Origin of the sequence: Martinezella calliandrae, assembly GCF_030272695.1 — a bacterium.
Taxonomy (GTDB): domain Bacteria; phylum Pseudomonadota; class Alphaproteobacteria; order Rhizobiales; family Rhizobiaceae; genus Rhizobium; species Rhizobium calliandrae.
In genome coordinates, this window is the sequence record NZ_JARFYN010000083.1 from 1 (window position 1) to 18955 (window position 18955).

The window sequence follows — 18955 nt, forward strand, 5'->3', positions numbered from 1 at the left end:
TAAGCGTGGGGCTCGGCTCCGGCCTATCCAGAGCAACCCCCGAATTCAGCTTACCGCGGGGGCGGGCCACCTTCATCCCAGGAACATACGGTCTAGCTGTTTGGAGCTTGGATCATGGGTGATTCTGAGATTAGCAGAACTTTGCCTATAAAAACCCGCGGAAACTTCTTGTCCATCGTGACCAATTCGCTGTCGGTTGAGGAACTGGTACCCGGCGGCGGGAAGCCCACCGATTATCATGAGGAGGGAATCGCAGCAGCTTGGGACCGGTGGCACGCTGCACACACACTACAACACAAGTTGTGCCGACGGCAGCAACGCCTCGAAAAGCTACTTTTAACGATGGTCGACGGATTTCCTAACGTGGAGCTGACGGTGCCGAATCGGCCGGGTCCTGTTTTCGCGCGTACAGCTGAAGACATCGATCTATTGCTTGCAGGACCTGCCTTGGACGAGGCGAGGGCGTCGGCGAAAGCAAAACTCGCGGACGCCCGAGCGGCTTGGGATATCGCGGATGCTTCAATCGGCTACAGTGTCGCCTTCGCCGCTGAAAACGAGGCTTACAGTCGAGCCTTGGCTCTGGCTGAAGAGCTTTGGCGGGCACAAGCACGAACGATTGACGACGTGATCGCCAAATTGCACTGCCTGATCGAAATGGAAGAACCCGGCTCCGATTTCGCGGAAACCCCTTGGCCGCAGTTACGCGCGATCCTTCGCGATTTACTGCATTTGCGTCCACCGGCCTGAGAGTAAGAGACGAACGCGTTTTGCACGCGCCGGAAAATTTAATGCCGACTTACGGCTTCGCCGCTGTTTTCCTGCACATGATCGGTCGGTATCTCATTTGTCGTGGCGTCGTAATTGGTGGAAGAGTCGTGGAAATCAATTCCCGCGAAGCTGGGCTTAATATTTTGTCATACGTGTCTAAAAATCGGACGCTCAACCGCTTGAGGCGCTCACGCATGACGGAAAGGCTGTTGCTCGAGGCGGAGATTCCGGCCCTTGTGGCGGCGGTTATCGAAGTGGGGTGCAACATTTGTGCTGTCGGCCCTAACATGTATCTTATCGGCGACGCTGACTTACAGCGGACAGCTGGACTTCGTGCTCCCAAAGCCCGATGCAATCGAGCGGAGATTCGGAGATCGTGATTTCCTTAAACTGGAGATCGCTGTTGGTACTGCGTTCATACATCGACCGAAGACCGCACGTCCCGATCAAAAGACACTCGCCAAGTGGAATCCATATATCATCAACAATGAGTGCCTCCGGCAGATTGGTCGGCGCGCCAAAGTGCCGCCGCGCCTGCCGAAACGAGCGAGTAGCGCCTTGGAGATCGGCTTGATGTCAGGGCGGGGGATCAATCGAAAGAGCAGCAGTTCGAGAAGCTAGACTAGTACTCGGCAAGCGCGGCATCGCCGCCGTCGCTGTAGCGATTGCGCCGGCGCTCGCGGTGGCCGTGATAAAGAGCCTCGGCGTTGGCCGCCGTGCTCGGCGGTTTTGCCGGCTTCAAGCGCTGCGTGGTCTTGGCGGGCTGATGGGCAAAAAACTGCCGCTTGTCGAAAAGGGAAACGTCTTCAAGACCATCCGTTGCCCCGCCGCTATCGATGAGCCTGTCGCAATGTCCTGAAGAAGACGCGCGCGTTTCGCCAAGAATCACCCCTGCAACGGCGGCAGGCCTGGACGGTCGAGACCGCCTGGCGACAGGGTGAAGATCTCGCAGCCCATGGCGGTTACGCCGACGGTATGTTCGTATTGTGCCGACAACGAACGGTCGCGCGTGACCGCCGTCCAGCCGTCGCCAAGTACTTTCACGTGCGGTCTTCCGAGGTTGATCATCGGCTCGATCGTGAAGATCATGCCTTCGCGCAGTTCAGGGCCCTCGCTGGCGCGGCCGTAGTGAAGGATGTTCGGCGAATCGTGGAAGAGGCTGCCGACGCCGTGGCCACAGAAGTCCCGCACGACGGAGCAGCGCTCCGCTTCGGCATAATTCTGGATGGCCTCGCCGATGGCCCCGGTACGAGCACCGGGCCGCACGGCGGCGATACCACGCATCAGCGATTCATAGGTCACTTCCAGCAGCCGCTCCGCCGAACGCTTGATCTCTCCGACCGGATACATGCGGCTGGAATCGCCATGCCAGCCATCGAGCACATAGGTCACGTCGATATTAACGATGTCACCTTCGCGTAGCGGCTTGTCGTTGGGGATGCCGTGGCAGACGACATGGTTGATCGAGGTGCAGGAGGATTTCATGTAGCCGCGATAGTTCAGCGTCGCGGGGTAGGCGCCATGATCCATGCCGAACTCAAAGACGAAGCGATCGATGGTGTCGGTTGGTACACCAGGCCGGACGATATCAGCCAGTTCGTCGAGGCAACGGGCGGTCAACTGGCACGCCTTGCGCATTCCCGCGAAAGCATCCGACCCGTAGAGGCGGATGGCGCCGGTATTTTTCGACGGCGCCGTTGCCGCTTCGATGTAATTCACCATGATCAGCCTTCAGCAGAAATCTTTATACTTTTATTTAATGCAGCTATGCCGGGTTCGTCTATCGGGATCAACCCTGTGGGCGTTATTTCCTTTGGCGAAACCCTGCATTTCAGAGCATAGACTTCGACGCCGCGTTTCAAAGCTCGCCCGAAGGCCGCGGCATAAGCCGTATCGAGATCGGCACAGATGCGAAAGCGCTGGCAATCGTGCCGCTGGATCACGAACAGCATGACGGCACGGTATCCCGCTTCCGCCATGTCGCCCAGTTCTTCCAGATGCTTGGCGCCGCGGGCTGTGACCGTGTCGGGAAATTCGGCAAGACCCTGCTGGCGCATGAAGTGAACATTCTTGACTTCGACATAAGTGGTTGTCCGCAAGGGGTCGGTCAAGAGCAAGTCGATACGGGAATTGCGGCCGTAGTTCTGTTCCCGGCGCACGGTCGTGTAATCACCGAGATCGGAAACCTGGCTGAGGGCAATCGCTTCCGACACCAGCCGGTTCGGCATCGCCGTGTTGACCCCGACCGTGGTGCTGTCAGCCTCGATCAATTCGAAGACATGCCGATATTTGCGCTTGGGACCATCGTGTTCGGAAAGCCAGATGCGCGAACCTGGTGCTGTCAGGCCCTGCATCGAGCCTGTATTCGGACAGGAGCCGGTGATGATCTCGCCGTTCTCCAGTTCGGCATCGAAGAGGAAGCGCTTATAGCGGGAGATCAGCCGAGCAGGGATGAGGGGCGGATTGAACAGCATGGAGGATGGCCGCTCAGGCGCGCTCCATGACGAAGCTGCCAGGAGCTTCCTCGAGGGCGTTCAGCGCTGCGCCACCGGGCTTGCGGGCGGGAGCCATGCGACTGTTGTGGCTCTTGATCCACTCATGCCAGTGAGGCCACCACGAGCCGGGCGTCTCCGTGGCCTCCATCAGCCATTGACCATAGTCGCCCTTGACCGGGCCGCCGGTCCAGAACTGGTATTTGTGCTTGTCCGGAGGGTTGACGACGCCGGCGATATGGCCAGACCCCGTGACCACGAATTCTACCGGGCCACCGAAGAATTGGCTGCCGACGAAGACGGACTTGGCCGGCGCGATATGATCCTCCCGTGTCGCCAGATTGTAGACGGGTATCTTAACGTCCTTGAGCGACAGTTTTTGGCCGTCGAGCATCATTTTGCCCTGGCTCAGCGCATTATCGAGATAGCAATTGCGCAGATAAAACGAATGATTGGCGGCGGCCATTCGAGTGGAATCGGCGTTCCAGAACAGGAGATCGAAGGGTAGAGGTTCCTGGCCCTTCAGATAGCTGTTGATGAAGTAGGGCCAGATCAGCTCCGAAGCGCGCAGCATATTGAAGGCTGTCGCCATCTTCGAACCCTCGAGATAGCCGAGCGCCTTCATCTGCTCTTCCAGCGCCTGGATCTGCTCTTCGTCGACGAAGACCTTGAGATCGCCAGCAAAGGTGAAATCGACTTGCGTCGTCAGGAAGGTTGCCGTGCGGATGCGCCTGTTCTTTTCCTTGGCATGCAGGGCAAGTGTCGCTGCCAGCAGCGTGCCGCCGACGCAATAGCCAACGGCATTGACCTCCTTTTCCCCCGTGGCCTTGTCGATGGTGTCCAGCGCGAAATCGATGCCTTCACGGGCATAGGACGTCCAGTCCTTGGCCGCATGGCGCTTATCGGGGTTCACCCAAGAGATGACGAACACGGTGTGCCCCTGTTCGACACACCATTTGATGAAAGATTTCTGCGGGTTGAGATCGAGAATGTAGAATTTGTTGATCCACGGCGGGCAGATCAGCAACGGTCGTTTCAAAACCTTGTCCGTTGCCGCCTCATACTGGATGACCTGGCAGACGTCACTTTGTGCGATCACCTTGCCGGGTGTCAGCGCCATATCCCGCCCGACGGCGAATTTTGTCATGTCGGTCTGGCGCAACCTCAATTCGCCGCGGCCGGCGCTGATGTCCTCCGCGAACATCTTCATGCCGCGCACCAGGTTTTCCGCGTTCGAAGCGACGGTCTCGCGGTAGAGCTGCGGGTTGGTCGCAACGAAATTGGCAGGCGACAGTGCCGCGGTGATTTGCTTGGTGTAGAAGGCGGCCTTGTGGCGCGTGTGCTCGTCCAGCCCTTCGGCGTCAGTGACCAACTTCTCCGCCCATCCGGACGTCAAGAGATAGGTTTGGCGCAGGAAATCGAAGAAGGGGTTCTTTTGCCAGTCCTCGTCGGCGAAGCGCTTGTCTTTCAGCGGCTCGGCTTCGGGTTCAGCAGCCGAATCGCCGCTGAGACGCTGCATGGTTTTTGTCCACAGGCCAAAATAGCCGGATAGCAGATAGGTCTGCGCCTCCAGTGTCCGGCGCGGATCGGAAAGCCAATATTCGCCGACCTTTGAGAGTGTCTTCACGATGTCGGTTACCGGATCGGCGACGGTGTCGATCTTCTCGCCGCGCTCGCGGGGTGCGAGCCAAGCTGATGCCGCCTTGCCAAGGTTTTCCAGCGCGCGAGCGAAGTTCACGGCCATCGCCTCGGGGTCTTTGACAATGTAAGCCTCGACCGACTTCGGATCGAAGCCGGGAAAGGTGGCATTGCCTTCACTTTTATCCCGCTTGCTGTCGGTCACGCATCATCCTCCCGGCGGCAGCTCTCTTTTGTTTTCCATTTGTACATCTTGGCGGAAAAGGAATACAAGTCGAATGAAACGCAACCCTGCTCTTGCGTTGACGCTGCGACAAATTTAACAGTCGCAACCCACGGCAAGGAACAGGGCAGGACGACAATATGGGCGGCGGCATGGTGGCAAGACTCAACCGGTATTCCGTACTCTGCGGTGCTTTTTGCGGCATTATTGCGCTGGCGCTTGTCGGCTGCTCGACCCCTGAAGAAAAAGCAGCCTTTGCAAAGAGACAACAGCCGCCGCAGGCGGTGGTCGTCAAATCTGCCCAAGGCAAGCCGGTCGATGAAGGCAACACGCAGCAGCATTACAAGGACGGATATCCGTCCTTTAACGCTCCTCCGACAGCAGCGAATGTCCAGATCAATGATCAGCAGGCGGCCGATCTCGTCAAGCAACTGACGGCGCTCGGCACGCAACGCAAAGACGGCACGATTTCTGAGGCCGAATATCAGAAGCGCGTCGCCGAAATGCGCAAGCTCGCGGCCGAGCACGGCCAGGACACCCTATCGCAAATTCAGCAAGAGAGCCCTCCTACCGGTAAGCCGCCAGTTCAAACGCAGAATTAGCCTTGCGTTTCAGGCGATTTGGACGCAAAGCGTTCAGACAGGCTGAATTTCGATGTGTCTTCCTGGGTTGAAAACGCTTTGCGTCTGTAACCGTCAAAGATTCACCGTATCCTTCGCGTCATTGTAGTTGCGGCGCCGCGATTCCGGAGTTCGTATCGCGGCTCACCGGGAGATTGACGAACTTCATTGCGGTTGTGAGGGCCGCTGTCCCATGGGGAAAGAAATGGAAGAGTTTCATAAAGTCCGGCGTTTGCCGCCCTACGTTTTCGAACAGGTCAATCGTTTGAAAGCGAGCGCGCGAGCGGGCGGGGCCGACATTATCGACCTCGGCATGGGCAATCCGGACCTTCCGACCCCCAAGGCAATCGTCGACAAGCTGTGCGAAGTGGTCCAGGACCCACGTACGCATCGCTATTCCTCGTCCAAGGGCATTCCGGGGCTGCGCCGTGCGCAGGCCGCCTATTACGCTCGCCGATTCGGCGTCAAGCTTAATCCGGATACGCAGGTGGTCGCCACCCTCGGCTCCAAGGAAGGCTTCGCCAACATGGCGCAGGCGATCACGGCGCCGGGTGACGTCATCCTTTGTCCGAATCCGACCTATCCGATCCATGCCTTCGGCTTCCTGATGGCCGGCGGCGTCATCCGCTCGATGCAGGTCGAGCCGGACGACAGCTTCTTTCCGCCGCTGGAACGGGCCGTGCGCCATTCGATCCCGAAGCCGCTGGCGCTTATTCTCAATTACCCGTCCAACCCGACGGCCTATGTGGCGACGCTCGATTTCTACAAGGAAGTCATCGCTTTCGCCAAGAAGCACGATATCATCGTGCTATCGGATCTGGCCTATTCGGAAATCTACTTCAATGATGACCCGCCGCCGTCGGTCCTGGAAATTCCGGGCGCGATGGATGTCACCGTCGAGTTCACCTCGATGTCGAAGACTTTCTCCATGCCCGGCTGGCGCATGGGCTTTGCCGTTGGCAACGAGCGCCTGATCGCGGCGTTGACGCGTGTCAAATCCTATCTCGATTACGGTGCTTTCACGCCGATCCAGGTAGCGGCGACGCATGCGCTGAACGGCGACGGCTCCGACATCGCGGAAGTTCGCAACATCTATAAGCGGCGCCGCGACGTGCTGGTTGAAAGCTTCGGCAAGGCCGGTTTTGATGTACCGCCGCCGGCGGCGACCATGTTTGCCTGGGCCAAGATCCCGGAAAAATTTCGCCATCTCGGTTCGCTGGAGTTCTCGAAGCTTCTGGTCGAGAAGGCCGACATCGCGGTGGCGCCCGGCATCGGTTTTGGCGAGCAGGGCGACGATTATGTTCGTATCGCGCTTGTCGAAAACGAGCATCGCATCCGCCAGGCGGCGCGCAATTTGAAGCGCTTCCTCTCCACTGCGGATGAGACAATGCATAATGTGATTTCGCTGAACGCCCACCGCTCGTAATTTTTCACGGCAGCCGTTTGCGCGGCTGCCGTGTTCCAAGACATTGATCAGGAATTATCCATGGCAGATGCCCTCAAAATCGGCATTGCGGGCTTGGGTACCGTTGGTGCCTCGCTTGTCCGCATCATTCAGAGCCGCGCTAACGAGCTTGCCGTCACCTGCGGCCGCCCCGTCCAGATTGTTGCCGTCACGGCTCGTGATCGTACCAAGGATCGCGGCATCGACCTTGCCGGCATCGAATGGTTTGGCGGCCCGGTCGATCTGGCGCAAAAGGCCGACATCGACGTGTTCGTCGAACTGATCGGCGGTGCGGAAGGCGCGGCCAACGCCGCCGTGCGCGCGGCCCTTGCGCGTGGCCTGCATGTCGTCACGGCCAACAAGGCGCTGCTTGCCTATCATGGCGTAGAACTGGCTGAGATCGCCGAAGAGAAGGGTGCGCTTCTCAACTTCGAGGCGGCGGTCGCTGGCGGTATTCCGGTCATCAAGGCGCTGCGTGAATCCCTGACCGGCAACACCATCTCGCGCGTTTACGGCATCATGAACGGCACCTGCAACTACATCCTGACCCGGATGGAGAAAGAGGGCCTGTCCTTTGTCGATTGCCTGAAGGAAGCTCAGCGTCTTGGCTACGCCGAGGCCGATCCTGCCTTCGACATCGAGGGCAACGACACAGCCCACAAGCTCGCCATCCTGACGACGCTTGCCTTCGGCAACCGTATCGCGGCCGACGACATCTATCTCGAGGGGATCACCAATATCTCCATCGAGGACATCCGCGCAGCAGCCGAACTCGGCTATCGCATCAAGCTGCTTGGTGTGGCTCAGCGCACCGAGACCGGCATTGAACAGCGCGTGCATCCGACAATGGTGCCGCTCGAATCGGTCATCGCGCAGGTCGACGGTGTCACCAATGCCGTGGCGATCGAATCGGACATTCTCGGCGAACTGCTGATGGTCGGTCCCGGCGCCGGCGGCAATGCAACGGCTTCCTCTGTGCTCGGTGATATCGCCGATATCGCCAAGAGCCAGCCGGGCGCGCAGCGCGTGCCGGCCCTCGGCCATCCGGCCAAAGCGCTGGAGCCCTATCGCAAGGCACAGATGCAGAGCCACGAGGGCGGCTATTTCATCCGTCTGACCGTTCTTGACCGAACTGGCGTTTTCGCCAGCGTTGCGACCCGGATGGCAGAAAACCACATTTCGCTGGAATCGATCGTGCAGCGTGCGACGCAGCATCTGGCGCCGGCCCATCATCAGACGATCATCCTCGTCACCCACGCTACGACGGAGGACTCGGTGCGCAAGGCAGTCGCCTCGATCAAGACCGAGGGTTATCTGGTCGGTGAACCACAGGTGATCCGCATCGAGCGGCCGAAGGAATAATTCCGACGACAGAGGCCCGTTCCTGTCGAGCGAAGCGGGCTGTCCAATTCTGGGAGAGATGGTGGAACAGCCGGCAGATCCTGTGCAGCGGGCATTTCTGGGCGTCGAGCGCTCCGCCTCCGGCAATCGCTGGATTTCCCGGCTCGACCAAGCCGGTCAGAATCGGGCGCTTGCTATCGCCCAAACTCATGGCCTGCCGGATCTGATCGCCCGGGTTCTTGCCGGCCGCGGCGTCGGCCTCGACGAGGCCATGGCTTTCCTTGACCCGACTATTCGCAGCCTGATGCCCGATCCGCGCTTGCTGACCGACTGCGAGAAGGCTGCGCAACGGCTGCTGCGTGCCATCAAAGCGGGCGAAACCGTTGCCATATTTGGTGACTACGATGTTGACGGCGCCGCCTCCTCGGCGCTGCTCTACCGCTTTCTCAGGCATTTCGGCGTGTCGGCCGGTATCTATATCCCCGACCGCATCTTCGAAGGCTATGGCCCGAATCCCGCTGCCATCAACCAGCTCATCGACAATGGCGCGGCGCTGATCGTCACTGTCGACTGCGGTTCCACCAGCTTCGAATCGCTCGAGGCGGCGAAAGTGCGGAACATCGACGTCGTCGTCATCGATCATCATCAGGTCGCGCATGAGTTGCCGCATTGCCACGCGCTGGTCAATCCGAACCGCGAGGACGATCTGTCGGGGCAGGGGCATCTCTGCGCGGCCGGCGTTGTCTTCCTCGTCTTGGTCGCAGCCTTGCGGCTATTGCGCGAGGCATCCGATGCCCGGGTGCGCTCTATCGATCTGCTCGCCTGGCTCGATATCGTCGCCTTGGCGACGATCTGCGATGTCGTGCCGCTGAAAGGACTGAACCGCGCTTATGTCGTCAAGGGCCTGATCGCCGCCCGCCATCAGGGCAATCCCGGTCTTGCAGCCTTGTTTCGCAAGGCGGGGCTCGGCGGTCCTGTCACGCCCTATCATTTCGGCTTCATGATCGGCCCGCGGATCAATGCGGGCGGGCGTATCGGTGACGCGGCACTCGGTGCCCGGCTGTTGACGCTCGAGGTCGCTTCCGAGGCCGAGGCAATCGCCGAGAGGCTGGACGATCTCAACCGCGAGCGCCAGGCGATGGAAGCAGCCATGCTGCAGGAAGCGGAAGCCGAAGCGCTAGCCGAATATGGCAACGGCGACGGCGCATCCGTCATCGTCACGGCGCGGGAGAACTGGCATCCCGGCATTGTCGGCCTGATCGCCTCGCGGCTGAAGGACAAGTTTCGTCGTCCGACTTTCGCTATCGCTTTTGACTCGATGGGGAAAGGCACCGGCTCTGGTCGCTCGATCAACGGTTTCGACATGGGCCGCATGGTACGCGCCGCCGTTGATGCGGGCCTGCTCGTCAAGGGCGGCGGTCATGCCATGGCGGCGGGCCTGACCGTGGAACGCGCCAATCTTGGTAAACTCCGCGCCTTCTTTACCGAGAAAGCCGAAAAGCAGGTCGCCGGCCTCGTCGCCAACGAAACGCTGAAGATTGACGGCGCGCTTGGCGCGGGCGGCGCGACGGTGGAATTGGTCGACCAGCTCGAAACAGCCGGCCCCTATGGCTCCGGCCACCCGCAGCCGATCTTCGCTCTTCCAAACCACCGCCTGCGCGATTCGCGCCTCGTTGGTCAATCTCACATCAAGATCACCCTGGAGGCCCAGGACGGCGGTCGTCTCGACGGCATTGCCTTCCGCGCCGTTGAAACGCCCCTCGGCGAACTCCTGCTCTCTTCCCGCGGCGCGCAAATCCACGTCGCTGGCACGCTCGGTGCTGACTATTGGCAGGGAGCAAGGCGTGTCCAGTTGCGCGTCATGGACGCCGCCAAGGCGCCGTGAGCTGCGCACGGACACCGTCGCATTAACGATGAAGAATCAAATTTTTAGGGAACGAAAGCAGTGGCACGCCCTAGGGGAGTCGAACCCCTCTTTACAGAATGAAAATCTGTCGTCCTAACCGATAGACGAAGGGCGCGTGCTGTGGCGCCCTTATAGTCAGCACCTTTTGTTCCCGCAAGCGGAAAATCGAGAAAAATCTATGGGTAGGCGCGGATTTTTCGAGGCGATTGTGGAAAACTCCGAGGTCAGTTTAACTGGTACGCCCTAGGGGAGTCGAACCCCTCTTTACAGAATGAGAATCTGTCGTCCTAACCGATAGACGAAGGGCGCAGGCAGCGCTTGCGATCATATAGGAATAGCGCAAAGTTGCCGCAAGCGGAAGCTGGATGATTTGTCGTCGCAGAATAGTAATAGCACCACGCCGGACGAGATGAACTCCAAAGTCGTATGTAATTGTTATTGCTGCTAATTTTCTGACGGCAGTTCTGCTTTGCACCGTCTTTGAACCCAGCCAACAACGCCGCAAGATCGCAAACCTCGACATAGCTCTGGCGGAAATAATGCAACCTTGCGTTTTTAACAGCATATCCGTATTTTAGCTCACGCCGGAATATGCGAACGATGCGCATGCCGTGCGCCGTCGCATGAATGTTGCCTTTCACAATCACAAAGGACCCTATCATGCCGGGCAAGTCTCCAAACGGTATTGATCGCCGCGATTTGCTAAAGGCATCCATCGCCACGGTCGGCGCCGCAGCCGCGGCCGCCGTCGCCGCTGGTACGGCGAACGCTGAGGACGCCGCGGCACCAGCTGCCTATACGCCATCAGGAACGGTTTATACCGGCGATGTTATCGACGGCAAAAAGGTGGTTAGCAAACTCGATGTCAACGACTTGGAGCCCGGCCAGAAGCACCTTTTATATTTCCAGGGTGTAGAGATGCCGACCGGACAGCACTGGTATGTGTCTGTGACGGTCGCCAAGGGAGCAAAGCCGGGCAAGCGCGGTGTCCTCACCAGTGGCGTGCATGGCGACGAGATGAGTTCCATACATACGGTGCAGGCCGTGATGAACCAGCTCGACCCGGCGCAGATGTCGGGCACGGTAATGGTGGTCACGGATGTGTCCAGCCCGGCGCTAGAAAGCATGCAGCGCAGATGGCCCAACCAGGGCAGAGGCGTCGATCTGATCGATATGAATCGGGAGTGGCCCGGGAACGAGAACGGCGCCACCGCACCCAGCCGACACGCCGGGCTTCTGTTCAACCGGCTGCTGCGGCCGAACGCCGACTTCTCGATCGACTTCCACACCGGGACAACCGGGTTTGAAGTGACCGCTTTCAATATTGGCGGCATGGATGTGCCCGAAGTCAAAGCGATGATAGATCTGTATCCCGTCGGCCAGATCTTCGACAATCATGTGTATCCCGGTGTCCTGCACAACGCGTTTATGGACGTGGGCATCCCGTCCTTCACGCCGGAAATCGGCGCTGCCCGAGTCCTAGACCTCGAAATGATTCCGCTCTTCGTGGAAGGCACCATGAACGTCCTCAAGCATCACGGCATCGTTGCCGGGCCAATGGGTCGTACAGGCAAGGACGTGACCGTTTTTGTCGGCAACAGCGCGTTCCCGATCCTGGCCACTGCCGGCGGGCTCGTTGAGCATCTCGTCAAGCTCAACGAAAAGGTCGGAGCCGGACAAAAGGTTGCCATCCAGCGCAATAGCTTCGGCGAAGTGGTTGCGGAGTATACAAGCAGCGTGGCCGGAGAGATAACGGGCCAGCGCAGCGACGCAATGTCCGAGCCCGGCAACCCTTTGGTATTTATCCTTTTCAACAAGCCGAAGCCGGAGGACGTCCAAGTCTATCCCGAGTAGTTGCCGCCAAGGCCGGTGACGCGGCTGTAGCCGTTGACGACTGGGTTGCCGGGAGATGGGATTCTCTCGCTGATGCTCGCTTTGCCATGCATCGGACTTTTTCAACAATCTCGGATCATTGTTGTCAGTTCAGCTGATGATGAGCGAATTTCCGCGTGGGGTCGATAGCCGAACCTGGTGCCGAGTCTTGTGCCGGAGTGGTGGAAATAGTGGCACGCCCTAGGGGAGTCGAACCCCTCTTTACAGAATGAAAATCTGTCGTCCTAACCGATAGACGAAGGGCGCGTGCTGTTGTGTGGCGCGCTTATAGCGGGGTGATTTCATTCCCGCAAGCGTCAATTTCGTTTTTTCTTGGAAAAAATGACAGAAGCATAACGATGCGGCGAAACTTGAATAAGCTTGCCTTAACAGGATGTTGCAAGGATTTGCGGAGAGGGCCGACTTACAGCCCCGCTCCGCTTTGCGCCTGTGTCAGCAGCGGTTTGGCATCTTGGCCCTGGCCCTTCGATGCGGCGATATGGGCCAGCATCAATGCCTCCTTGCTGTCGATTTTCCGGGCATTGGAGCCGCGGGCAGGCATGATTTTGGAGGGCGTGGCGTCCGCCGTCGGCTTCATCGGGCTTCCCGATGCGTCGGCGGCGTTGCGGATGACAGGCGGAGGGATCACCGCCTGGGACGTTTGGTCGACGGGCATGCCGCCATCGCCCTGTTGTGGCGCGACATTCTGCATCGCGCTAGGCGGCATGCTGTAGACGCTGCGCATGATCGGGGAGGGTCCCTGACCGGCGGCCGGCTGTGCGTTGGCGAGCGTTCCATCCGAATTGACGGCAATCGGCGCGGGCGCCGAATAGATGCTGCTTCTATTGGCGTTGACCGCTGTCGGTTGGGTCACCAGGCCGGCGATGCCCGCCGGCGCGTCGGTGGCAACAGGTGGCGCGCCCGCCGGAGCTGCCGGGAAGTAGGATTGACTGCCTGTCTGCTGGGCAACCATCTGCGCCTGCGCGCCATGCACGCTGTGGACCATCGGATCGTGATAGGCGACCTCGCCCTTTTGGCGCTTCGCCGCAGCTTTGGTGTTAAGGGCGTCGGCAAGCTGTTCGGCCGCGTTTGGCTGCAGCGTGACCTCGGCCGCCTGTTTCGGCTTGTCGCCTGTCGTCGCGCAACCGGCGAGCATTACAAATGACATGGCGACGGCAATAGCGCTTGCAAGCTTCTTATTGCCGGATAAAATTAGTAGATCGCACAAAGGACGTTCCCCGCTGAAAAACTGGCACCGGAACGGCCTCTTGCGAGGGACGATGATGACGCGCGGCGCAGACTGGGAACGATGACCGCACGAAATCCGATGCATGATGCTTCGAGTCGTCCAAGCATGCCGGAGAGCGGGTATGACCGGCAAGCGCGAAACCGATGGCTCCGCGCGTGCCGTAAGCCTCGCGAAAGCTAGCGTCTACCAGGCGCCAGTATTGGGCATCGAAGCCCAGGGTTCGGCCGGAGCAAGATCGGCGCCCTTCTGCAGAATCTCAATGGAAATGCCGTCCGGAGACCGCACGAAAGCCATGTGACCATCGCGGGGCGGCCGGTTGATTGTAATGCCATTGTCCATAAGTTTCTGGCAGATTGCGTAGATGTCATCGACCTCATAGGCGAGGTGACCGAAGTTGCGTCCTCCGGTATACTCTTCAGGGTCCCAGTTGTAAGTGAGTTCCAGACTGGGGGCGCCGCAGCTTCGCGACGCGTCCACATCTTCGCTAGCAGCAAGGAAAACGAGTGTGAAACGGCCTTTCTCGTTTTCGTAGCGACGGGTTTCAGTAAGGCCGAATAGAGTGCTATAAAAGTGCAGCGAGGCGTCGAGATCGGTAACGCGGACCATGGTGTGGAGATAACGCATTCTATTTCCTCTCTAATGTTTGGGCTGAGACGATCATGAAACGAGACACCAGCTTCAGGCAAGACTTGTCGCAATAATCTACGGATGGGAATAAACGAAAACTAGGACTTGCGCTTTTCCGTTACCAAGATGTTAATCTTGATTTCAAGGAATCAGTTAACCGTAACAGTGTGACGCGTAATCGAGGGCTGGCTAAGATGGGTGATAGAATTTCATCGAAGGGAATCGTCGACTTCGGAGAGATGTCGGGCGAAGCCGTCGAGCTCATCGAAATCTCCGGCGTCGTCAAATGGTTCGACGTCGCCAAGGGTTTTGGCTTCATCGTTCCGGACAACGGCATGCAGGATGTGCTGTTGCATGTGACATGCCTGCGTCGTGATGGTTACCAGACCATTCTCGAGGGAACCCGTATCGTCGCCTTGATTCAGCGTCGCGAACGCGGCTATCAAGCTTTCAAGATCCTTTCCATGGATCAGTCGACCGCCGTACACCCGTCGCAGATGCCGCCGGTACGGACGCATGTGCAGGTGACCGCGACAAGTGGCTTGGAGCGCGCCTTGGTCAAGTGGTTCAACCGCACCAAGGGATTTGGCTTCCTGACGCGCGGCGAGGGCACGGAGGATATCTTTGTGCATATGGAAACGTTGCGTCGTTTCGGTCTGGCGGAGCTGCGGCCAGGGCAGGTGGTCCTCGTCCGCTTCGGGCCGGGTGAGAAGGGACTGATGGCCGCGGAAATCCATCCGGATGCGCCAAGCCCGGTGACGCGGCCGCACTGACATGACCAGAATTGCGTTTTCTGCCGTTTTGAAGAGCGCCATCGTGGCGCTCTTTCTTGTCGGAGCATCCGCTCCCGCCTTTGCAGCGCAAGCGACCAGCGAGAAATCGATGGCGTTCGATTCGGAACAGTTGTCGATCCAGACGGCCAAGGGCACGACGCACAAATTCACTGTTGAATTGGCGTTGACCGAGCCTCAACTCGAGTTCGGCCTAATGTATCGCAAGAACATGCCGGCCGATCACGGCATGCTCTTCGATTTCGGTCAGCCACGCCCGGTCATGATGTGGATGAAGAATACCGTATTGCCGCTCGACATGCTCTTTTTGGACAAGAGCGGCGTAATCACGCACATTCAGGAAAACGCCGTACCCTATTCGGAAGCGATCATCAGCTCCGAGGGGGCCGTGCTTTACGTCATCGAGCTGAACGCCGGTACGGTCAAGAAACTTGGCCTCGCCGTTGGCGACAAGGTGACCAGCGCCACAATTTCCTCCAAGCTCGCCAAGTAGATTTTTCGTCGGGGATCAGCACTTCGATGCCATTTTAGCTGTTGCAGCGTGGAGATGAACCGTGTATCTCCGCACTCGTTCCGCAAAGCGGAACAACGCGATCTCCTGGAGGAGATATGCGAAGGGATACGGAGTGTAGCGCAGTCTGGTAGCGCATCTGGTTTGGGACCAGAGGGTCGGGAGTTCGAATCTCTCCACTCCGACCATCGTTTTTTCTTCTTAGCCGTGAACTGCTTTCAGGGTCACCTTGGCTTAATCGTCCATCTTCACTAAACCTCGCGAGGTCATCGAATTTCTCGGCGTCTAGGCGCATCAGGAGATGCCGCGTTTATTTGCCTTGGATCAACATGCCAAGCGGGCTGAGAGTCGTGACGGGCATATACTCGTAGGTCATGAGTCCTTCGGCAACCAACGGCAATGAGCCGAGTATTTCCTTGGCTTCGTCGAGCGTGGCGACGTTCATCAAGAAGATCGGTCCCATCTTTTCACGGAACCAGAACTGCTCAACCTTTCCATCAAGATAGAGCTTGAGCGTTGCCGGTACTTCGTCCGGAAAATGCCTCCTGACCTCCTCGATCGCGACGTTCGCGGGGATCGATGCAATAGCAAACACTTTCATTTTCAGTCTCCTGCGTAAAATCTGGTGAGGGGATTATTGGGGCTGCGAGGTCAATTCCTGCAGCTTGCCTAGCGGGCTAAGCGGGCCAAGGGGGATTAATTTAAAGCTCATGATATGAGCCTGACCCAAGGGCAGCTTTTCGAGCATTTCGTGTGCAGCCGCAGGGTCGGTGGCATTCAGAATGAACGCCACCCCTTTACGGTCTTGCAACGAGTACCACTGGTCGATCTGGCCTTCGAGATAGAGGTTGACTGTTTCTTTCGCTTCGCTTGGCAGGATCGCGTTGAGCTGAGCTTGATCAATGCCGGGATTAATAGTCCCGATAGCCAGAATCCTCGTCGTTGGCGTCGGTGCTGGCGCAGACTGCGCGTATCCTGTTCCTATGCCCGTAAGACTGAGGGCCAGTGCCAATCTTGTCACAAGAGCGCTTTTCATTTTGTCCTCTATTGTCGGCGACAAGACCAAGATGCGAGCCTAGTTTTTTGAGCGAGCATTGCTTGAGAGCAGCGCCTGTGTTGCTGTTGATAAATCGGTTGATCAGATGCGACCCCGATGCCGCGCCCGGGTCAGCGGGCTGCGGCTTGTTTCCTTTGACAGTGTCGAAATCAATCACCGGAACGAGGCGCGAATTTCCTCGATTGTCTGATTTTGGGCCTGCAAGTGCGGGTAGTGCCCGACACCGGGGAGTATTTTGAGGTCGGCCTTGATTCGATTTGCGAGTTCGATGCCCATTTCCTTCTTGATGTAAAGGTCTTCACCACCCCAGACCACGGTCACGGGCGTGCTGAGCCTTGCCAGGTTCGCCTCGAAGTATTTCTGGTCCTGCGTGAAATTGGAGTAATAGTGGTAGAAGGCGTCCACGGACGTCATGCCGTCATGGTCCCAGCTACGAGCGATATCGTCCTTGAATTCACGCGGGACTTCGTAACGGGCTCCCTCCGGAAGGCCGCGGAAGAAGGTATTCGCTAGGATTTCCTCGCGATTAGCGTTCATGAAAGCTCGAACCTGGTCGGAGGCGGGTTTCGACTTGAGCGCCTGCAGGTTTTCCCACATGTAGGCCGGTCGATCGAACGGAGCGAAGTCCCCGACGGTGAGCGACTTTGCGATGGTCGGTTCTGCCAGCGCCAGAAGCAGGGTCGGGAGTGCGCTGATGTCAGTTGCGTAGATGCTGAGCGTCGACTGGTCGATGCCGGCGCGATCGATATAGCCCTTCAGGACTTGCGCATAGGCGCGGGGCGAATAGGAGAACCGATCGACCGATGGGCGCGACGAGCGGCCGAAGCCCGGCCAATCAAACGCGTGGACTTCATAGTCGCAAGCGAGCGCGGGCGTAATTCCCTTCCACGCATGGAGGCTTTCGGGAAAGCCGTGCAGAAGGAGCACTGTCCCCTTCGACTCAGCCGGATGGACGACCATTCTTCGGAGCGTGATGTCCGCATCGATCGCGATGGTACCGATATCGGCGGCCCTCGGCTGTTGCGTCTGTTGCGACATGTCATCATTCCTGTTTTCGATGGTTGCGGACAGGGCGATGTCTGGTCGCCAGCCGGCTTGTGATGCACAAGATATGCGGTATCGGTCTCGTAGCCGGTAGCATGTGATTGCGAGAGCCAGGCTCTCAGATTCTATAAGCCCGGCCTATAAGCCCGGCGACTGAGGGTGATCTGCGCAGCAGGCCGCGCGCAGCCTTGGCACGGCAAAGTCTATGAAGGCTCGCACCTTGAGCGGAAGCAGCCCTTGGCGCGGATAGACGACGTATACCGGCCGCGCCTCGCCGTCATAGTCGGTCAGGACCGGGACGAGTGCACCTAATCGAAATTCATCCCGAAGCTGATAATCGAAAAGGCGCGCGATCCCGACGCCTCCCACCGCTGCCGTTAGATTGCCGGCCGCGGTGCTGATTGAGAGCCTCGTGCGCGGCGATGCTATCAGTTCCGTCGACATGATAGGTCCAGAATCTAGAGGGATTGCCGAAGAGGATCCCGTCGTGGTCAATCAAATCGAGCGGATGTTGCGGCGTTCCGCGCCGATCGAGATAGCGGGGACTGGCGCAGGTCAGCATGCGATAGTCACCGACCTTGACAGCATAGAGCGCGCTATCGGCGAGCGGCCCGAGGCGAATGGCAATATCCACCTGCTCCTCAATCAGATGGACCATCCGGTCGACGGCGAGGAAGCGGACGGTGACTTCCGGATATTGCTCCATGAAAGCGATCGCAATCGGGAGTATGATTCCCGTGCCGAATTCGACCGAGGTGGTGATCGCCAGTTCGCCACGTGGCGCGTGATACTCGCCCGAGGCCCGCCGCTCGGCCTCATCAAGATCGGCGACGAGCCGCCTTGCCGCATCGACATAGTCACGTCCGGCATTGGTCAGCTGGATATTCCGGCTGGTGCGGACGATCAGATTGGTACCGAGATGACGTTCGAGCTCGGCCACCTTGCGGCTTACGCTCGGAAGCGGCGCATTGAGCCTGCGGCCGGCCGCCGACAGGCTGCCGGAATCGACGACCGCAAGAATGACACGCATGGCGTCGAGCCGATCCATTTCGCCTCCAAAATCAACGGGCGGGCATCTGAGAAACAGCTGGGGAAGCAAGGTTTTGATCATGGCCCCAAATTGCGTCCCCGTCGATAGTTACCGGGGCGCGGCGGCGATGTCCCTGGCCACCGGTCGCAGGGCCGGCGGCAACCGTTGGCCGCAAGAAGATGCCGACAAAGCTTCCGGCTGCGCCGGCCTCCTCAATGCTAGCTACTAACCTGCGCCGCTCACAGCAATGTTGGCTCCGGATCGTCGTCGGACGGCTCTTCGATCGGCTCGATGATGTCGGGCCGATCGTTTTTCGGCGAACCTACGTCCTTGCCGATCGGC

19 protein-coding genes, 4 tRNA genes and 1 pseudogene are annotated in these 18955 nt (G+C 58.8%); 10 read left to right on the plus strand and 14 right to left on the minus strand.

What is annotated here, in order from left to right; genetic code table 11:
- The first annotated feature begins 168 nt into the window (after positions 1-168).
- Positions 169-747, plus strand: a complete 579-nt coding sequence (locus PY650_RS33560; RefSeq protein WP_285884297.1) for a hypothetical protein — start codon at positions 169-171, stop codon at positions 745-747.
- Positions 748-962: 215 nt separating this feature from the next.
- Entirely contained in the window at positions 963-1148 is a 186-nt protein-coding gene (locus PY650_RS37710) for a hypothetical protein (RefSeq protein WP_490390936.1), read from the plus strand.
- A 242-nt stretch (positions 1149-1390) separates the two neighbouring features.
- On the opposite strand, the gene PY650_RS33565 is transcribed toward PY650_RS37710, so the two are convergent.
- The 4 genes from PY650_RS33565 to phaC are packed head-to-tail and all read right to left on the minus strand — an operon-like array spanning position 1391 to position 5103.
- Positions 1391-1657 carry a hypothetical protein gene (locus PY650_RS33565; RefSeq protein ID WP_432761617.1) on the minus strand — a complete coding sequence of 89 codons (267 nt, stop codon included), beginning with the start codon at positions 1655-1657 and terminating at the stop codon, positions 1391-1393.
- On the minus strand, positions 1654-2490 hold the full coding sequence (map, locus tag PY650_RS33570) for a type I methionyl aminopeptidase (protein WP_285884298.1): 837 nt from the start codon (positions 2488-2490) through the stop codon (positions 1654-1656). The genes PY650_RS33565 and map overlap by 4 nt, the downstream gene beginning before the upstream one ends.
- Positions 2491-2492: 2 nt before the next feature.
- Positions 2493-3242 (minus strand): DNA/RNA nuclease SfsA, encoded by a 750-nt coding sequence (sfsA, locus tag PY650_RS33575; RefSeq protein ID WP_285884299.1) that lies wholly within the window; start codon positions 3240-3242, stop codon positions 2493-2495.
- 13 nt (positions 3243-3255) lie between these two features.
- Positions 3256-5103 carry a class I poly(R)-hydroxyalkanoic acid synthase gene (phaC, locus tag PY650_RS33580; RefSeq protein WP_285884300.1) on the minus strand — a complete coding sequence of 616 codons (1848 nt, stop codon included), beginning with the start codon at positions 5101-5103 and terminating at the stop codon, positions 3256-3258.
- Between the two features lie 158 nt (positions 5104-5261).
- Between phaC and PY650_RS33585 the strand changes: the two genes are divergently transcribed.
- From PY650_RS33585 to recJ, 4 genes are all read left to right on the plus strand, one after another.
- On the plus strand, positions 5262-5723 hold the full coding sequence (locus PY650_RS33585) for a hypothetical protein (protein ID WP_285884301.1): 462 nt from the start codon (positions 5262-5264) through the stop codon (positions 5721-5723).
- 223 nt (positions 5724-5946) lie between these two features.
- Positions 5947-7167 (plus strand): LL-diaminopimelate aminotransferase, encoded by a 1221-nt coding sequence (locus PY650_RS33590; protein ID WP_285867382.1) that lies wholly within the window; start codon positions 5947-5949, stop codon positions 7165-7167.
- Positions 7168-7227: 60 nt separating this feature from the next.
- On the plus strand, positions 7228-8547 hold the full coding sequence (locus PY650_RS33595; protein WP_285884302.1) for a homoserine dehydrogenase: 1320 nt from the start codon (positions 7228-7230) through the stop codon (positions 8545-8547).
- A 58-nt stretch (positions 8548-8605) separates the two neighbouring features.
- Positions 8606-10411, plus strand: coding sequence for a single-stranded-DNA-specific exonuclease RecJ (gene recJ, locus PY650_RS33600; RefSeq protein ID WP_285884303.1), 1806 nt, complete (start codon positions 8606-8608; stop codon positions 10409-10411).
- Positions 10412-10472: 61 nt separating this feature from the next.
- Here the strand turns inward: recJ and PY650_RS33605 are convergent.
- The 3 genes from PY650_RS33605 to PY650_RS33615 form a co-directional block, all read right to left on the minus strand.
- Positions 10473-10547, minus strand: a tRNA-Glu gene (locus PY650_RS33605).
- A 119-nt stretch (positions 10548-10666) separates the two neighbouring features.
- A tRNA-Glu gene (locus PY650_RS33610) sits at positions 10667-10741 on the minus strand.
- Positions 10720-11094: a hypothetical protein gene (locus PY650_RS33615; protein ID WP_285884304.1), complete on the minus strand. Its 375-nt coding sequence runs from the start codon at positions 11092-11094 to the stop codon at positions 10720-10722. The genes PY650_RS33610 and PY650_RS33615 overlap by 22 nt, the downstream gene beginning before the upstream one ends.
- On the opposite strand from PY650_RS33615, the gene PY650_RS33620 reads away from it, so the two are divergent.
- The gene (locus tag PY650_RS33620; RefSeq protein WP_285884305.1) at positions 11093-12286 is read left to right on the plus strand and encodes a M14 family metallopeptidase; all 1194 of its coding nucleotides are present in this window, start codon (positions 11093-11095) and stop codon (positions 12284-12286) included. The two genes, PY650_RS33615 and PY650_RS33620, sit on opposite strands and share 2 nt — an antisense overlap.
- Before the next feature lie 210 nt (positions 12287-12496).
- On the opposite strand, the gene PY650_RS33625 is transcribed toward PY650_RS33620, so the two are convergent.
- The 3 genes from PY650_RS33625 to PY650_RS33635 all read right to left on the minus strand — a co-directional run bounded on the left by PY650_RS33625 (position 12497) and on the right by PY650_RS33635 (position 14177).
- Positions 12497-12571: transfer RNA gene (locus PY650_RS33625), tRNA-Glu, on the minus strand.
- 157 nt (positions 12572-12728) lie between these two features.
- Positions 12729-13532 (minus strand): hypothetical protein, encoded by an 804-nt coding sequence (locus PY650_RS33630; protein WP_285884306.1) that lies wholly within the window; start codon positions 13530-13532, stop codon positions 12729-12731.
- Between the two features lie 204 nt (positions 13533-13736).
- Positions 13737-14177 (minus strand): VOC family protein, encoded by a 441-nt coding sequence (locus PY650_RS33635; protein WP_285884308.1) that lies wholly within the window; start codon positions 14175-14177, stop codon positions 13737-13739.
- 197 nt (positions 14178-14374) lie between these two features.
- Between PY650_RS33635 and PY650_RS33640 the strand changes: the two genes are divergently transcribed.
- The 3 genes from PY650_RS33640 (at position 14375) to PY650_RS33650 (ending at position 15670) form a co-directional block, all read left to right on the plus strand.
- The gene (locus tag PY650_RS33640; RefSeq protein ID WP_028753855.1) at positions 14375-14953 is read left to right on the plus strand and encodes a cold-shock protein; all 579 of its coding nucleotides are present in this window, start codon (positions 14375-14377) and stop codon (positions 14951-14953) included.
- Between the two features lies 1 nt (position 14954).
- A complete protein-coding gene (locus PY650_RS33645; protein WP_285884309.1) occupies positions 14955-15464 on the plus strand; it encodes a DUF192 domain-containing protein in 510 nt (169 codons plus the stop codon).
- 129 nt (positions 15465-15593) lie between these two features.
- Positions 15594-15670: transfer RNA gene (locus PY650_RS33650), tRNA-Pro, on the plus strand.
- A 122-nt stretch (positions 15671-15792) separates the two neighbouring features.
- On the opposite strand, the gene PY650_RS33655 is transcribed toward PY650_RS33650, so the two are convergent.
- From PY650_RS33655 to PY650_RS33670, 4 genes and pseudogenes are all read right to left on the minus strand, one after another.
- Positions 15793-16083 carry a hypothetical protein gene (locus tag PY650_RS33655; protein ID WP_285884310.1) on the minus strand — a complete coding sequence of 97 codons (291 nt, stop codon included), beginning with the start codon at positions 16081-16083 and terminating at the stop codon, positions 15793-15795.
- Between the two features lie 33 nt (positions 16084-16116).
- Positions 16117-16518: a muconolactone Delta-isomerase family protein gene (locus tag PY650_RS33660; protein WP_285884311.1), complete on the minus strand. Its 402-nt coding sequence runs from the start codon at positions 16516-16518 to the stop codon at positions 16117-16119.
- Between the two features lie 174 nt (positions 16519-16692).
- Positions 16693-17577: an alpha/beta fold hydrolase gene (locus PY650_RS33665; protein ID WP_285884312.1), complete on the minus strand. Its 885-nt coding sequence runs from the start codon at positions 17575-17577 to the stop codon at positions 16693-16695.
- A gap of 144 nt (positions 17578-17721) precedes the next feature.
- Positions 17722-18631 (minus strand): annotated as a pseudogene (locus PY650_RS33670) (LysR family transcriptional regulator).
- Positions 18632-18955: the final 324 nt, after the last annotated feature.

Bases quoted from the DNA above. Each gene is read 5' to 3' on its own strand.
- PY650_RS33660 (WP_285884311.1), bottom strand. From the start codon at position 16,518: ATGAAAAGCGCTCTTGTGACAAGATTGGCACTGGCCCTCAGTCTTACG.
- PY650_RS37710 (WP_490390936.1), top strand. From the start codon at position 963: ATGACGGAAAGGCTGTTGCTCGAGGCGGAGATTCCGGCCCTTGTGGCG.
- PY650_RS33640 (WP_028753855.1), top strand. From the start codon at position 14,375: ATGGGTGATAGAATTTCATCGAAGGGAATCGTCGACTTCGGAGAGATG.
- PY650_RS33635 (WP_285884308.1), bottom strand. From the start codon at position 14,177: ATGCGTTATCTCCACACCATGGTCCGCGTTACCGATCTCGACGCCTCG.
- PY650_RS33645 (WP_285884309.1), top strand. From the start codon at position 14,955: ATGACCAGAATTGCGTTTTCTGCCGTTTTGAAGAGCGCCATCGTGGCG.
- recJ (WP_285884303.1), top strand. From the start codon at position 8,606: ATGGTGGAACAGCCGGCAGATCCTGTGCAGCGGGCATTTCTGGGCGTC.
- PY650_RS33620 (WP_285884305.1), top strand. From the start codon at position 11,093: ATGCCGGGCAAGTCTCCAAACGGTATTGATCGCCGCGATTTGCTAAAG.
- PY650_RS33590 (WP_285867382.1), top strand. From the start codon at position 5,947: ATGGAAGAGTTTCATAAAGTCCGGCGTTTGCCGCCCTACGTTTTCGAA.
- PY650_RS33595 (WP_285884302.1), top strand. From the start codon at position 7,228: ATGGCAGATGCCCTCAAAATCGGCATTGCGGGCTTGGGTACCGTTGGT.
- PY650_RS33655 (WP_285884310.1), bottom strand. From the start codon at position 16,083: ATGAAAGTGTTTGCTATTGCATCGATCCCCGCGAACGTCGCGATCGAG.
- PY650_RS33665 (WP_285884312.1), bottom strand. From the start codon at position 17,577: ATGTCGCAACAGACGCAACAGCCGAGGGCCGCCGATATCGGTACCATC.
- sfsA (WP_285884299.1), bottom strand. From the start codon at position 3,242: ATGCTGTTCAATCCGCCCCTCATCCCTGCTCGGCTGATCTCCCGCTAT.
- map (WP_285884298.1), bottom strand. From the start codon at position 2,490: ATGGTGAATTACATCGAAGCGGCAACGGCGCCGTCGAAAAATACCGGC.
- PY650_RS33585 (WP_285884301.1), top strand. From the start codon at position 5,262: ATGGGCGGCGGCATGGTGGCAAGACTCAACCGGTATTCCGTACTCTGC.
- PY650_RS33615 (WP_285884304.1), bottom strand. From the start codon at position 11,094: ATGATAGGGTCCTTTGTGATTGTGAAAGGCAACATTCATGCGACGGCG.